The sequence below is a fragment of the Bartonella vinsonii subsp. arupensis OK-94-513 genome, assembly GCF_000278235.1.
In the GTDB taxonomy this organism is placed as follows: domain Bacteria; phylum Pseudomonadota; class Alphaproteobacteria; order Rhizobiales; family Rhizobiaceae; genus Bartonella; species Bartonella arupensis.
The window spans coordinates 1,055,995-1,071,962 of sequence record NZ_JH725037.1; the positions used below are offsets into that span (position 1 = coordinate 1,055,995).

The 15,968-nt window shown below is 36.7% G+C and carries 9 protein-coding genes; 5 read left to right on the forward strand and 4 right to left on the reverse strand.

What is annotated here, in order from left to right:
- Window position 1: 1 nt before the first annotated feature.
- The 4 genes from ME1_RS04675 to hfq all read right to left on the reverse strand — a co-directional run bounded on the left by ME1_RS04675 (window position 2) and on the right by hfq (window position 4,766).
- Window positions 2-1,093, reverse strand: coding sequence for a COX15/CtaA family protein (locus ME1_RS04675; RefSeq protein WP_004863955.1), 1,092 nt, complete (start codon window positions 1,091-1,093; stop codon window positions 2-4).
- A gap of 127 nt (window positions 1,094-1,220) precedes the next feature.
- Window positions 1,221-2,987 carry a hypothetical protein gene (locus ME1_RS04680; protein WP_004863956.1) on the reverse strand — a complete coding sequence of 589 codons (1,767 nt, stop codon included), beginning with the start codon at window positions 2,985-2,987 and terminating at the stop codon, window positions 1,221-1,223.
- Window positions 2,988-3,126: 139 nt separating this feature from the next.
- The gene (hflX, locus tag ME1_RS04685) at window positions 3,127-4,470 is read right to left on the reverse strand and encodes a GTPase HflX (protein WP_004863959.1); all 1,344 of its coding nucleotides are present in this window, start codon (window positions 4,468-4,470) and stop codon (window positions 3,127-3,129) included.
- 56 nt (window positions 4,471-4,526) lie between these two features.
- Complete coding sequence (gene hfq / locus ME1_RS04690; RefSeq protein WP_010705211.1) at window positions 4,527-4,766, reverse strand: RNA chaperone Hfq; 240 nt, start codon at window positions 4,764-4,766, stop codon at window positions 4,527-4,529.
- Between the two features lie 564 nt (window positions 4,767-5,330).
- Between hfq and ME1_RS04695 the strand changes: the two genes are divergently transcribed.
- The 5 genes from ME1_RS04695 to ME1_RS04715 all read left to right on the forward strand — a co-directional run bounded on the left by ME1_RS04695 (window position 5,331) and on the right by ME1_RS04715 (window position 15,951).
- Window positions 5,331-9,905, forward strand: coding sequence for an apolipoprotein A-IV repeat region-like domain-containing protein (locus ME1_RS04695; protein WP_004863964.1), 4,575 nt, complete (start codon window positions 5,331-5,333; stop codon window positions 9,903-9,905).
- A gap of 782 nt (window positions 9,906-10,687) precedes the next feature.
- Window positions 10,688-13,006 (forward strand): NADP-dependent malic enzyme, encoded by a 2,319-nt coding sequence (locus ME1_RS04700; protein WP_004863968.1) that lies wholly within the window; start codon window positions 10,688-10,690, stop codon window positions 13,004-13,006.
- A 185-nt stretch (window positions 13,007-13,191) separates the two neighbouring features.
- A complete protein-coding gene (locus ME1_RS04705; protein WP_004863973.1) occupies window positions 13,192-13,476 on the forward strand; it encodes an acyl carrier protein in 285 nt (94 codons plus the stop codon).
- Window positions 13,477-13,486: 10 nt separating this feature from the next.
- Window positions 13,487-14,662: a beta-ketoacyl-ACP synthase gene (locus tag ME1_RS04710; protein WP_004863977.1), complete on the forward strand. Its 1,176-nt coding sequence runs from the start codon at window positions 13,487-13,489 to the stop codon at window positions 14,660-14,662.
- Between the two features lie 14 nt (window positions 14,663-14,676).
- Window positions 14,677-15,951: a beta-ketoacyl-ACP synthase gene (locus tag ME1_RS04715; RefSeq protein WP_004863979.1), complete on the forward strand. Its 1,275-nt coding sequence runs from the start codon at window positions 14,677-14,679 to the stop codon at window positions 15,949-15,951.
- Window positions 15,952-15,968 lie beyond the last annotated feature (17 nt).

Below are 15,968 nucleotides of genomic sequence, written 5' to 3' on the forward strand. Positions count from 1 at the left end.
TTTATTTAACGACATGATATGCTCCCTTTGTTGCTCGCCAATGTGCAACCGCAAAGCATAATATGACTAATGCAACAGTTTGGTGAATAAGCCCCAAACTTATAGGAACTTCATGTAACAATGTAAGAATACCTAAGACTGCTTGAAAAATGATCATAATACACATGAAAAATGCACGACGAGAATGCGTTGAGTGTGGAACATTGCTCCGTACATATAAAGCGTGAACAACTGCTACAATAAATAAAAAATAAGCAAAAAAACGATGGACAAATTGAACAGTTAAAGGATTTTCGAATAGATTAAGCCAAACAGGATTATGCTGTAATAATCCATCGGGTATGATCTGACCATCCATAAGCGGCCATGTATTATAGACTTTTCCAGCATGAAGGCCTGCAACCAAAGCGCCCAAATAAATTTCAATCAAAATAAAAACGACAAACCACCCTGCAAAATACTGAATCTTTGGATTTGCTGGTTTCTCTGAATATTCTGTGAGCCCTCGAGATAAATAAGTAACAAAAATAATAACAAAACATGCTGTAATAAGATGAAAAGCCAAACGATATTGGCTCACACTTGTCAAATCACTTTGACCAATGCCAGAAGCCACCATCCACCAACCAATAAATCCTTGAAAGGCTATAAGGATTGGTACAATGGTAAGCTGAAGCAAAATATTTTTTTCAATACGTTTTGTTACCCAAAACCAAATGAGACCTATTAAGGCAACAAGACCGACAAGACGCCCAAGGATACGGTGTGCCCATTCCCACCAGAAAATGACCTTAAACGCGCTTAACGTCATATCACGATTAAGCAGCTTATATTGCGCTATCTGTTGATATTTTAAAAATTCCTCCTGCCATTGATCCACACCAATCGGTGGAATAACACCATGAATTGGTTTCCATTCGGTTATCGACAATCCTGATCCCGTCAAGCGGGTAGCTCCCCCCACCAAAACAATTGCCAAACAAAGCAATAAAATAGAATAAAGCCACACTTGGATTTGTTTTCGATTTTTCTTTTGCAATGCTGTTAAAACGGTATCGTTCACTCTCTTTACTGTCATTTCTAATTGCCCCACGTCATTCTCCAACCACAATTTATTTTTAAATATCTAAAATTCAATCTTAAGTTATTTTTAATATGCTTACAACTTAGATATAAGACAAGCGTAGTACTATAATATGTAATTAGCTTTATGGTATTTATCATGCAACTACACGGAAAATAGTCTTCGGGAACCTATTCACCATTTTCATCATCCAGTCTTGTTCATAAAGAACAACACTACAAATATAATAGTCTGTGAGCTCTGCAAATTCATCAAATCCATATTTGGGTTCGCTCGCCATTTCTAAAATGATAAAATCATAATCCTTTTTAAATTCTTGTAAGAGATTCGGGATATCATTTGAAAAATCTTGTGCACAAACAGCACTTGTTAATCCTTGAGGAAGAATATCAACTCCCGTATCATAATCACGATAAATAACATCCTGAAACTGTGCATTCCCCGTTAAAATATCGCTCAGCCCTCGATGTGGACCAATGACTTTTTCTATTTGTTGACCAGAAATATCCACCAAAAGAATTGTTTTACGCTCTTTGATGAGAAGTAAAGAGAGTTTTGCCGCTGTTCTTGCAGCCTCTGGCCCAATTATTGAAACAACCGTTGAAGCACGACATTTCAAAAAATCGGATAATTCCCCTATTGTAATAAAAGACTCAAAACTTTTTATTCCCTTAGAGTCTAAAGCACTCTCATCATTTTTAAAGTCATCTTCCTTCCGTTGATCTTTTTTTATTTCAGAGCATTGATGAAACAATAACAGTCCTACCAAAAGAGTAATTAAGCCTGCAAGCACACTGATAATAATATTTTTTCCGTAAAGTGCCATAAAAGAAAGAGGCACTAATGTTGTTGGCACAACCACATGAATTTTTGTATCTTGCAACAGAAGAGAATCCTTACTCATCTCTTTATTTTGTGTATCCACTACCGTTCTTATTTTATTCTCAAGCTCATTAAACATTTGTTTCAAAGATTGGGACTGCTCTTTTACAAAAAAGCTAATTCTTTTTTTGAGTTGTTGTTCAAATTCTTTTGCAAGAGCCTCATCCGAATGAACTTGATCAATAATTTGCAAAATTTTCTTCTCTAATTGATGAGAAATCACCTCTAATTCTGCAGTCATTGCTTTAATTTGAGGATGTGTCCACCCCAATTGTGCAACCATATGCGCTCTTTGTGTCTCTAAAAGATCACGCTTAGATTCTAGTGCAGAAATCATTGGACTGTTTGCAATAAAAGACAAAGACAATAAAGACTGTCCATTTTCACGTATCACCTTAATCGTTGAATTTAAACTCGCTAAATGAATGCGCTTTAAAGTCGCTTGTGTTAATTGCACAGAGAGATCATCAAGCTCTGATTGTTTTACATTTTGATAAACGAAAGAATCAACAGATGAACGAAATCCCCGCACTATATTGAGTATCTCAGTTTTATCATATTGTTGACCAACGTGCTGCTCTGTTAACAATAATTTTTTTTTCTGGCTTATGATTGCTTGTGAAAATGCGGAAAACCAAGTTTCTAATCCACGTCGCGCAACTTCAAAGCTTCTAGCTTCAAAAGTAAGATCAATAAAATCACCATTACGAGACAAACGAATATTTTCATGAAAATCTTTTTTCTGAAAAGCATTCGAAGAAAAACTCTGTAAGAGTGGATCATTCAAAAGTAAGGGCTGTGAAAATAAAGATGCAAGGATATTATTTTGTTTATGAATTGGTAATGGCTTTCCTGCAGAATCAGACAAGGAAAATGTCAAAGTTGCCCTATATATCCGCGACTGACTAAAGTCATATAATAACCAAATCGAAAATGCACACAGAATTGCTAACAGCAAAACAACCAAAATATTTCGCGGAACCGTGCGTACAAACAGGTTTTTGTTACATTTAAGACTCATCTTTATTTCAACCAGTAAAATACTTCATATTTTTTTATTAAGAGAAAGTAGTAACTATCCTCTTAACTTGAAGTCATATTATTTTGAGAGAAAAAAATGTGAAAATGAAGAAATAAAGTACAGAAATATCTAAAAAATTTTAATTCATACTTTGCTTTATATGATCGAGTTGTTTTTTTGCTTCAGAGGTAAGTACTGCTTTAATAGTAACAGAACCATCCTCATGCCCTTCCTGCATTATTTCGCCAGAATTTTTATAAAACCAATCAATAAGTGGCATTTCATGAGGTCTTAAAAGACATTCAACGTTTTGCATTTCGCCAAAAATTCGCTTTTCAATAGCTGTTAATAATTGATCAAGTCCATCATTCATGAGTGCTGATACCATAACTGCAGGATTTAATCGTGTTTTAGCGCTTGTGTGTAAAACATTCAATGCATGCTCATCTAATATATCAATCTTATTCCAAACTTCTATAATATGTTCTGTATCATCAATATCAATACCAAGACTTGAAAGAACTTCTAAAACATCTTTGGCATGCGCGCGATGATCAAAATCTGACATATCTCTCACATGAAGAATGAGATCCGCTTCAACCACTTCTTCAAGAGTTGCTCTAAAAGCTGCAATCAAATGCGTTGGTAAGTTAGAGATAAAACCTACAGTATCAGATAAAAGAATAGTTTTCCCATGGGGCAGAATAACTTTGCGCAAAGTCGGATCAAGCGTTGCAAACAACATATCTTTAGCAAGGACATCCGCACCACTTAAACGGTTAAAAAGGGTTGACTTTCCTGTATTGGTATATCCTACTAAAGCAACAACAGGATGGGATGTTTTTTTTCTTTTAGCTCTATGAAGAGCACGTGTTTTCGTAACCGTTTCCAATTCGCGTTGAATACGAGTGATTTTCTCTTGCAAAAGACGCCTGTCCGCTTCAATCTGAGTTTCACCAGGCCCACCTAAAAAACCACGTCCACCACGTTGCCTTTCCAAGTGTGTCCAACTACGCACAAGTCTGCTTTTTTGATAAGACAAATGCGCTAATTCGACTTGCAAAACTCCTTCTTTCGTACGCGCACGATCCCCAAAAATTTCAAGAATCAAAGCCGTTCTGTCGATAACTTTACACTTCCATAATTTCTCTAAATTACGCTGCTGTACTGGTGTTAAAAAATAATCTACAATTACAAGCTCAACGTAATATTCACTTATATAATGAGCAAGTGCATCTACTTTTCCCTTCCCAAACAAAGTTGCAGGACGGGGAGTGATTATATTAATTGCTTCATAATAAACAACATCCAACCTTATTGCGCGCGCTAATCCTAACGCCTCTTGAATTCGAGAAGATACTGAACAACTAACTGAGACATTTTCCCTTTTGTTTTCTTGACAAATTGGTATCAAAACAACAGTGGGTACCCGTCTTATAACTTGTGAAGGAAATCCCCCAAATCTCTCATTTTCATTTAACATGGCAATCTAAAGCACTTTATAAAATGGGATAAGAGGCCTACAGTGAAATATCTTGCTTATTCAGAACTTTCACCTTCAAACATCTGTACAGGTTGCCCAGGCATAATTGTAGAAATAGCATGTTTATAAACCAATTGCGCATGTCCATCGCGACGCAACAGAACACAAAAACTGTCAAACGAGGTTACAATGCCCGTTAGTTTAACGCCATTTACAAGGAAAATTGTAAGAGAAATTTTTTGCTTGCGCACTGTATTTAAAAATACATCTTGCAGGTGCTGTGATCGTTCTGCCATTATTCTTACACCTTCATACCAAATTGCATAAAACACTCGTGCACGCATATCGACTGAAAAATATCCAATTGTCAACGTAGGAGCTTTAAAAATTAGCAAAAGACAACTTAATATCAAGAAAAAAGGCTCTCTACAATGATGAATATCATAATTTACAAAAACTATCATCAAATGCAAAAAACTCCACACCTTCACTTTTTACGAACTGCTATGAAAAATACCATTTTATAATGTAGATACCTTTTAAAATATAATATTTTAGAGGGATATGGCTAATCCCTCTTATTTAGAATCAATAAAAATGAATGTAGTAGGCTCATCATTCTCCCTATAAACGAAAATTGTAAACAGTGTTTTCATCTTTATTGCAATCAAATACTATATTGTTTTTATTATATTTTATACCATTTATGAACAGGATAAAAAAACCGCGTTAACTTTATCTTGATAAGTTTTCAATTTTTTTTCCAGAACATATTCCTTTCTAAATAATTAACAGCTAGTATGTTGCAATATCTGGAGGAGGACGTATCCCTTTTCCGTCTGTAAGAGTACGAGGCGAGTATGGCACGCAGAACCAAGTTACAAACATTCGAAATTGAAGTTGAAGAAGCTCTTTCAAAAGCTATGAACTTTGATTTTGATAATGCGGCAATTGAAACGATATCTTCCAGTAATTCTGAAAATGTCATTAATGTAGATGAATTGATTCAAAAGATTGCAATGGCAGAGGAAGAAATCTTCGCGGAAAATGATACTTCAACGCTTATCTCAAATATTCATGATAATGCTGTTATTGATGAATCTGTTGTTGAACAGCTTTTTGCTCCAAAACCTAGTCCTGACCTTTCAGGTGGAACTGTTCATAATACAGTGTTGTCTACACAACTTCTTCCTGCTAATGATGATATAACAACCCCTTTAAATTTTGGCTTATTAAAACAGCGCTCTACCTCACGAATCTATTGGTGCACAACAGCGCTTAGTGCTCTATGGGTAACAGGAGGTGCTTTTATTGCTAATAAGCTAGCTCCTGCTGGTCTCAACTCCTTATCGAATATCACCAACTTTGTTACATCCCCAACGGGATTAGCAGTAGCAGCCGGAACAGCAATTCCTATCCTTCTCTCTTGGGGATTTGCTCAATTAACAAAACGTTCAAACGAATTGCATAATATTGCTCTTCTTATGACAAATGCTGCACAGCGCCTCAGTGAACCACAACATATATCTGAAAAACAAGCTATCGCTATAGGGCAAACCATTCGTGAAGAAGTAGCCGCCATGAACGAGGGAATTGAACGCACCCTTGGGCGTGCTGTTGAACTTGAAGCAATCATACAGGGGGAAGTCCATAACCTAGAACAAGCCTATGCTGAAAACGAATCACGCATACATACATTAATAAAAGAATTAAGTAATGAACGCATAGCCATTTTGAATCACGCTGACCGCGTACAGTCAACAATTAAAGGAACACAGGAACAACTGAGTGATGAATTTGGCTTGGTTACCTCCAAAATTGTCACTAATGTTGAAAAGCTTGCACAAACTCTTTCCCAAACTTTACAAAAACAGGGGGAAGATCTTGTTGCGAAACTTTCCTATGCAGGTGATGGTGTAACAAACCAACTTGTTGAAAAATTTAATGAAACCACAACCCAGATTCAGCAAAAAAATACAGCATTCTTTCACGAATTAGGGAAAAACTTTGATGGTTTCTCAGAACGTTTTGATAATAGTGAAAAACAAATAGAAAAAGCCTTCAATGAAACAGCAGCTAAAGCTGAAATGCATATCGCTAAAATTGCGACGCATATACAAACAGCAACAGACCAGACTTTACAGAATGTTGATGAAAAATTTAAAGCACTGGATGAATCCATCATTGATCGCAATCATCAATTTCTACAGAATTTTGATGAAAAAATCATACAACTCGATGAAAAAGCATACAAACTCTCCTCTAAATTTGATAATGTAACTTCAGAAGCAATTGAAGCTTTTGAGAACCGTTTAGCAACGGTTGATCTTTCTCTTAAAGAGCACAGCAATTCCATAATTGAATCCTTCATTGCTCGCAGTCAAACTCTAGAAGATAATGCTGAAAAGCTTGGTAATTTCTTAGAAGCCCACGTTTCGCAAATTAATGCAAATCTTCAAGAAAAAACAACTGATATTACCGAAGCATTTACAAATGGACACGAAACTATCCTTTCCGCAATTGACAAAAGCAAAGAAAAACTAAGAGAAGAAGTTCAGCATATCGATGATGCTATTATTGATATCATACAAGAACGTTCGCAGGACTTTACATCACAACTTTCTGATCAAAGAGCTCTCATGGCAGAGATGCTCGATAACGAAAAGAATAAAATCGCTGAGACACTAAAAAATCAAATTGAGGCGTTAGCTCAAAACACCTCAAATCTTGAACAGGCTTTGGTTGATAACGTTCAAATCGTTGATCAGTATGCTGAAAATCACGTTGCAAATATAGTTCAATGCACAGAAAAACTACAAGAAGTCATTGTACAAAGTAGTACTACAACAAAAGAGGCTTTAGAAGCACAAGCTAGAAATATTGACATACGTGCTGACGCTCTGCGTGACTCTTTAGCTATTAATAGTTTTTCTCTTAACGAAGTTCTTGCAGATCAAGCACGTACACTCGAGCAACGGATGGAAACAATCCATAATCTCATCACAAAAAGTGATATACATGTTGATGCTGCCTTAAAGCAACAGATAGACTTAGTTGAGAATGCAATTGCCGCCAATAATAAGAACATTACCGAAACTGTTCAAGGCCATATTCAAAACCTCGAAAGCCATGCCGAGGTTTTAAAGAATACCCTCTCTCAATCTAGTGGTACATTCTTTGAAACCCTTGAAACAAGTATAGAATCATTTGATACAAATTTAGAAAACCGCGCACATAAAATTTTTGAACGTGCATCCTCATTAGAAGAGACATTATCCAAAAAACTTGGCCAAGTATGTGAAACTATCGAGATGCAAACATCTGCTTTTGAAGAACACTCTGACAGATTAAAAACATCTATCATACTCAATAATGAACAAAGTCAGATCATTCAACAAGCGCTGGAAACAAACATTGGTAATATGCGCATCACATTAGAAGATTCGGTGAATACGGTCACAGACAACTTGCATAACAAAATTATGAAAGCCTCTGATATTCTTTCTTCTACGGGTGAACAGATACTTTCCTCTGTTACAAATGTTACTGCACAAGCAGAAAACATTCTCTCAGAATCTGGAAATTGCATTGTATCAAACGTTAAACAAACAGTTTATGATACCAGCGAAAAAGTTTTGTCTGTTTTTTCTGAGCAAACAGCCCATACTATTGAAGCCTTCGCAACAGCTAGTCATAATGCACAAGCATTACTGAATGAGACAATTCACACTTCAACAATAACAATTGAACAAGTCCTTAATGAACGCTGCAATGTTCTTCATCACTCCATGCAGAATCTTAAAAATAATTTAGGATATCAACTCTCTGATGTAAGTAGCCGCTTGGAAGAAGCAAAAAATCAAACAGCTATTCAAATTTCAGAACATGTTGGAAAAATCACAGAGTTGACAAACCATTTAAACCAAGCTGCACAAAGTACAACGGAGTCAATTGGTTCTTTAACACAGCATATTGGTGAACAACTCTCCCTCTCAACACAAGATGCCGAACAAAGGATTTATGCACACAGTGAATCTCTAGTAAATAGCTTGGCACAAACAAACTCTGAAACACTTCAAACAGTAACTGCTATGAAGGAAGATCTTGTAAATAATGTCTCCTCTATCATTGCACAATTGAATCAGTCAATTTACAGCTTTCATGAAAATAGTAATGTCTTATTATCAGCGGTTCAAAATATTGACGGTCAATTTAGCGAGACAGCAAACAACTTTTTCCACAACACTAACCAAGTAGCAGAGCATTTATCAGCTTCAAATCAAGCGCTCAATAGCAATATTGAGATTTTGCAAGGGCTTTCACAAAACACATTTGAACAAATTAGTCACATAACAAGTAGTTTCAGTAAACATGCTGAAACACTTTCTGAAGCTATTCAAATTTTAGAACAGTCCGAAAATTCACTTAATGCAACACTTGAAGAAAAACACAACACGCTCTCTGGTTTAAGCAATGCTCTTGTTTCAAAATCTAATGAAATCAATCAACTGATTGAACATTATGAAAATGTTCTCAGCTCAGCGCTTGAACGCACTGATAAAAATGCACGTAATTCCACACATTCACTCCAACAATCACTTAATCAGCTCATTAATGAAGCTTCAACCCGTTTTTCAGGAGCAACAGAAGATATACGTCGCTCAGCGAATGAAGTTCGTTTAGAACTTTCAAAAATTAATCACGATATTAATGAGAGTGTTCAGAAACTACCTGCAACGACAAAAGAAACAACGCGAACAATCCGCACTGCTCTCAATGAACAAATTACAGCCTTAAAGGACTTAGCGAATGTTATACAAAAAACGGATCAAAATAACGCACAAAACAATGCAAATGAGCAGCTAATATCGATAATTCCTACATCATCAACACTTCAGAAAAGGGATAAGAGTTCTCCTGAATTTATTAAAAAGATAGTACCTCCTAAGCCTATTTTACAACAAGACCAAAGCAAAAAAAGGCAAAATAAATGGGTATCAAATCTCTTAGAACGCGCTTCGCGTGAAGAAACGTGGTATGATGAAAGTCCTGATGATGCGGTATTTGCACCAGTACAAACAAAATCGCATCCTGTAAATGAGTCTCTTAACACATTAGCAGCAGGTATAGTGCGAGCTATTAATCACAATGCTGTTGTTGAACTATGGAATCATTATCGGCGTGGACAAAAAAACATCGTGACGGAACGCCTGTATACTTTGAATGGAAAAACCATATTTGAAATGATTAAGAAAAAATATATGAGCGATATTGATTTTAAACATTCAGTTAATCAATATGTTGCTGATTTTGAAAAACTCTTACGTGATGTATCTCACGGTTCTGGTTCTTCTAACTCAGTTCGCAAATATCTAATATCAGATACTGGAAAAGTTTACACTATGCTTGCTCATGCAAGTGGTCGCATCCAATAGACAACAATAGAAGTGGAAAAATATTTTTTTCCACTTTTTGTGTTTATGGATTTATCATCATATAATTGTAACGCACTACTGACAAATGTAGCATTATGTAGAGATTAGATAGATGATTGACATTCAGTTCTCTTTGATATTCTAAACAATATTAATTACAAATAACGTACCAAAAAATAAGGATAAGTATCCTCCTGCTTCACACCTCTTGTACAGATCTTAGACCTATTGTAGAAACAAACTCTATATAAAACGCTCAATTCATGGATTTTCCAACCAAAGCTTTATTCATTAAAATACACACTATTTTCCTACCTACGTGCATAGACTCATTCCATCAGTGCTCATTAAAATGATATAAGAAGTTTAGAATTTTAAAATAATGATTTATGAATCATACACTCACTTATAAATAAGTTATAAATAAGTATGAATAAAGTTGGAGTTTATAAAAAATAGGTTACATTAATAAATTCCCTTCTGTTTTTTTTGCCAGCATTGCAAAAAAAACAACTGCTTGGTAATGTAAGCATCAATAATATTTTACTTGTCTTTTTAAATAATTCACTTCCGCAAATTTTTGTTAAGGAAAAAAGATTAATCGTAATGATATCAATGAAATTATTAAGGGGCGCAAATAAAAAAATATCAAACTGATTTAATGCTCCAGAAGAGTTTTCTCGTGCATTTTTTACTCAGAGAAATGAGATCTACCAGTGGATAAAATTTTATCATAGATGAAACATCTCACATAAACATATACTAACTTGGATATCATAAAAATGTCTATAGAACGAAAGAGTAATTTCAGTTCACAAAAAGTTGAACTTGATAGTGCCGCACTTTTTTATCACCAGCATCCAAAACCCGGAAAGTTGGAAATACAAGCAACAACACCTCTTGATAATCAGCGTGACCTAGCTCTTGCTTATTCTCCAGGTGTCGCTGCGCCATGTCTTGCAATTCATAAAGATCCAAATCTTGCTGCGCAATATACCTCTCGTTCTAATTTAGTTGCTGTTATATCAAATGGAACTGCTGTTCTTGGACTAGGGAATATTGGTCCCCTCGCCTCAAAACCAGTTATGGAAGGAAAAGCTGTTTTATTTAAAAAATTTGCGAATATTGATGTTTTTGATATTGAAATTGATGCACCCAATATTGAGCAAATGGTAGGAACTGTATCTGCCTTAGAACCTACATTTGGTGGTATTAATCTTGAAGATATTAAGGCGCCTGAATGTTTTGAAATCGAAGAAAGACTTCGCTCTCGAATGAATATTCCAGTTTTCCATGATGACCAACATGGAACTGCTATTATTGTTTCTGCAGCCGTATTAAATGCCTTAAATCTTTCTGGAAAAAAAATTGAAAACGCCAAAATAGTTACCTCAGGTGCGGGTGCCGCCGCTCTAGCTTGTATTAACCTTTTGGTGCGCCTTGGAGCAAAAGTTGAAAATATTTGGCTTAGCGACTTAGAGGGGGTTGTTTATAAAGGCCGTAAAACCCTTATGGATCGCTGGAAAATCAATTATGCACAAGAAACTGACGCACGGACTTTATCCGAAATTATTGATAATGCAGATGTTTTTCTAGGCGTTTCAGCAGGGGGTGTTTTAAAACCTGAATATCTGAAAAAAATGGCTTCAAATCCATTAATTTTAGCACTCGCTAACCCAACACCAGAAATTATGCCAGAAGAAGCACATTCCGTGCGGCCAGATGCAATGATTTGCACAGGACGCTCTGATTATCCCAATCAGGTCAATAATGTTCTTTGTTTTCCCTATATTTTCCGTGGTGCATTAGATGTTGGTGCTACTGCAATTAATGAAGAAATGAAAATGGCCGCAGTTCATGCGATTGCAGCTCTTGCACGCGAAGAAACTTCCGATATTGCAGCACGTGCATATTCCAAAAAACCGCCCAGTTTTGGTCCAGACTATCTAATCCCCTCTCCCTTTGATCCACGTTTAATACTACGCATTGCTCCTGCTGTTGCTAAAGCAGCAATGAAAACTGGCGTTGCCATTCGTCCCATCGAAGATATGGAAGCCTATCATGATATTCTTAACCGATTTGTATTCCGTTCTGGTTTAATGATGAAGCCTGTTTTTGCAGCTGCAAAAACAGCAAAGCGCAAGCGTGTCATTTATGCGAATGGTGAAGATGAACGCGTACTTCGTGCAGCACAAATTGTTCTTGAAGAACAAACTGCAATACCTATCCTTATTGGCCGTCCCCATGTCGTAGAAGCAAGACTAAAGCGCTTTGGTTTAAGAATTCGTCCCAGCATAGATTTTGAACTTATAAATCCAGAAGATGATCCACGTTTTCGTGATTATGTTAATTTATTTCTTCGTTACACAGGAAGACGTGGAGTTTCACCCGATGTAGCAAAAACAATTGTAAGAACATCAACAACGGCCATTGCAACCCTCGCCGTAATGCGTGAAGAAGCTGATGCAATGATTTGCGGTTTAGAAGGGCGTTTTGAACGTCATCTTGAATTAATTGAACAAGTCATTGGACTTGATTCAAATGTTCGTCATTTTTCTGCTGTGAGTTTGCTTATTTCTCCACGTCGTACTCTTTTTCTAACAGATACTTACGTCAATGAAGATCCTTCTGCAGAAGAAATAGCAGAAATGACAGTACTGGCAGCACAAGAAATTGAAGCGTTTGGTATAACTCCAAAAGCAGCATTATTATCACACTCAAACTTTGGCTCAAAAAATACAGAAAGTGCGCGTAAAATGCGTCGTGCAACCGAAATTCTTGCTAAACTGTATCCAAATTTAGAAGCTGATGGAGAAATGCATGGTGATGCAGCACTTTCTAAAGTTTTTCGTGATCGTGTTTTTCCTGATTCACGCCTCAAAGGCGAAGCTAATTTGCTCGTCTTTCCAACACTTGATGCAGCAAATATAACACTCAATCTCGTAAAAAATCTTACCAATGCACTTCATGTCGGGCCTATTTTAATCGGAGCCTCACGTCCTGTACATATCCTGACACCTTCAGTTACTTCACGAGGAGTAGTTAATATGACAGCTCTTGCAGTCCTCGCAGCCAATAGGAAAAAATCCATAATAAGATAAATAAAAATAAGTAAACTCAAAATAAATTTTTACAGCCGTTAAGTATATCACTTCATGCACTGCAAATTTATTTGCTCTATAGAAAGATAATTATATTCTAAGTCTTTTTTTTAAAGGAAAAAAAGGCTAAAAGAAGAGCACTAGACATATTTAAATTTATCAACTCTATAATAAGGAATGGTACATTGTCCTCTACGTTTGATAAAGTTGCTGACATTATCGCAGAAATCAGTGAAATTGATCGCAACACAATCACACCTGAAAGCCATACAATTGATGATTTGGGAATCGATAGCCTTGATTTTCTTGATATTGTTTTCGCTATTGATAAAGCTTTTGGCATTAAAGTTCCACTAGAGCAGTGGACACAGGAAGTCAACGAAGGTGCAATTGCTACTGAAGAATATTTTGTTCTAAAAAATCTTTGTGCAAAAATTGATGAGCTTGTCGCCATAAAACAGGCGGAATAATTTTTTTACCATGCATGATCACGCTGTTTTCATTACTGGTATAGGACTCATAAGCTCTCTTGGTGAAGGCGTTAGTCATCATTGGGATCTCTTGAATAATCCCACAGTTACACCAAATCTTGATTGTACAACTTTTCTACCCTACACTGTCCATAAATTGCCCGAAATTGATTGGAGTTTACAAATTCCCAAAAAAAGTGATCAACGGCAAATGGGCACGTGGCAACGCCTTGGTACCTATGCAGCAGGCCTTGCTCTTGATGATGCAGGCATGAAAAACAATGAACAGTTAACATCAACAATGGATATGATTGTCGCAGCAAGTGGAGGAGAACGCGATATTCTCGTTGATACACAAATTCTTTCTAAAGCACGTACAGCAGCTGATCCCGCTTCCATGTTAAATTCGGTCCTTTCGACTGAACTTCGTCCCACTTTATTTTTGGCACAACTGTCAAATCTTTTGGCTGGCAATATTTCAATTGTTCATAAAGTTACCGGCTCTTCTCGCACCTTTATGGGAGAAGAAGGGTGTGGACTTTCTGCACTTCAAATTGCTGCAGCCCGTATACGATCAGGACAAAGCACACATGCACTGGTGGGAGGCTCCTATAATGCGCAGGGTTATGATATGTTGTTGGCCCATGAACTTGGAAATCTCTTAACGCGAGGTGGATGGACACCAGTGTGGGAACGTAAAAATTATCCTGGTGGCGGTGTTATAACTGGTTCTGGTGGTGTCTTTCTAGTTCTTGAAAGTGAAGAACATGCAAAAAAACGTAATGCACGTGCCTATGCTGAAATTAAACAGATCATCACAGATCAAACAGATAGAACAAAAATCTCACTTCAAGAAACAATTGTATCAATGTTGAAAACAATCAAAGCAAAATCTGCTTTAGCTATTTCTGCTGCTTCAGGGTTTCATGAGGTAACAGAAGCAGAACAAAATGCTCTTGAAGCTTCTGATATTTTTTACCGCGGAATTACAACATTATTTGGTTATATGCGGGAAGCGCAATTTCCTTTAGCACTTGCACTTGCTGCACTTGCTATTGAAAAAAAACACAGTTTTTCAGCATTAAGTGCTCATGAAAAGCCTTTTCTAAAAGAAGTACGTGAAGCATTTGTTACGACCATTGGTATAAAAAGAGCTGAAGGTGTAGTCCGCCTAACTGCTGTCTGAGGGAGATTTCCGTAGTGAAATATAATGATCATTTTGGGCGTCCACTTGTCGCAATTACTGGAGCAGGAGTTGTGACATCACTGGGAAAAGGGAAAAATGAAAATTGGCAGAAATTAATAAACGGTGTTAGCGGCATTCATAAAATCACACGCTTTCCTGTGGAAGAATTAAATACACGTATCGCTGGAACAGTTGATTTTCTCAAAGAAAGCTCGCTTGGTGCTTCGGCTCTTTCTGAAAAACTTGCAGATCTTGCAGCAGAAGAAGCTTTAGCACAAGCAGCTCTTGATAAAACGAATTTTAATGGACCTCTCTTTTTAGCAGCTCCTCCTGTTGAGCTGGAATGGACAGCACGTTTTACTCTTGATCAAAAGGAGATATGTATTGGTGAGCCCTCCTATGCACGTCTTCTTGAAATCTGCTGCCATAATCTTCACGAAACATTCTTTGAAAGCACACAATTTGGAGCAATTGCAGCAAATCTTCAAAAAAAATTTGGGACAAAAGGACTTCCAATTACACTTTCAACCGCTTGCGCATCTGGTGCAACAGCAATTCAATTAGGTGTTGAAGCTATTCGACGAGGAGAAACAAATCGTGCACTCACAATTGCTACAGATGGTTCCGTTTCGGCAGAATCTCTAATTCGCTTTTCGTTATTATCTGCTCTTTCAACCCATAATGATCCTGCAGAAAAAGCGGCAAAACCCTTTAGCCGTGATAGAGATGGTTTTGTTATGGCAGAAGGATCAGGTGCTCTTGTTCTCGAATCTCTCAAGAGCGCATTAGATCGTAATGCTATAGTTTTAGGAATTTTGGCTGGCTGTGGTGAAACAGCCGATGATTTTCACCGCACACGTTCAAAGCCCGATGCATCCCCAGCAATTGAATCCGTTCGCAAAGCCTTAAATGATGCAAAAATAACCATCAATGAAATTGACTACATTAATGCACATGGAACCTCAACACCTGAAAATGAAAAAATGGAATATCTCGCATTATCAACCGTCTTCGGTAATGTTTTAAAAAATATTCCCGTTTCTTCTAATAAATCAATGATTGGACACACATTAACTGCTGCTGGCGCAATCGAAGCTGTTTTTTCGCTTTTAACTATTCAATCGGGGATACTTCCACCTACAATCAATTATGATGATCCTGATCCTGCTATCCCTTTAGACGTTGTTCCTAACTATAGCCGTAAAGCACATGTCAATGCGGTTTTATCAAACTCATTTGGATTTGGAGGTCAAAATACAAGTCTTGTTATCACTTCATATAAAAGATAATCCTTTTAATATTGATC